Annotated in this window: 1 protein-coding gene; it reads right to left on the reverse strand. The window is 35.7% G+C overall.

Annotation, left to right across the window (positions count from 1 at the left end):
• A partial coding sequence (locus B371_RS20870) for a transposase (RefSeq protein ID WP_019412338.1) occupies positions 1-278 on the reverse strand: 278 nt, incomplete at its 3' end.
• Between the last annotated feature and the right edge of the window lie 288 nt (positions 279-566).

Here is a 566-nt window from a genome sequence, read left to right on the forward strand (position 1 = left end):
ACATTTTTTACATGTTTGGCATTGGCAAGTACTAAGTGAAAATCACTTTCAAGGATGTTCCATACCGGTTTCCAATAGATTCCTGTACTTTCCATTACAACATCTGTTACTTCATGAGAGTTCAACCAATCTTGTAATTTTAATAATCCAAATGTGATTGTGGAAAAAGATTCAATCGTTTTTTTCGGTTTTTTTTCCAAGGGACCAAATAAAATACAGGCTACCACTGTTTCTTGATGTACATCCAACCCAGCACACTTTTCAATCATCGCTTCCATAGGACAACCACCTCACTGATAATTTAACAATACAAATGACAGTAGCTAAAGTTGCAAATTTTTGTATACGTGCTCTCAGCACAGTAAATGGTACTTCTTTACTGTCACAACCAGTTTCTTATGCAGGGTCTACTCTTTCCAGTATCCACCATAGTATGTCCAGTCTGGTCGTATTGTTATTATATGTATTACCAAAAACCAATAAGTCCTATTCTCTTTTTTTGATTAAAGATCACTTTTCATGGTAGATGGTGGCTTACGTGAAACGTAAGCCATGGTGGTTTCTTA

It is taken from the genome of Paenisporosarcina sp. TG20 (assembly GCF_000286315.1).
Lineage (GTDB): Bacteria > Bacillota > Bacilli > Bacillales_A > Planococcaceae > Paenisporosarcina.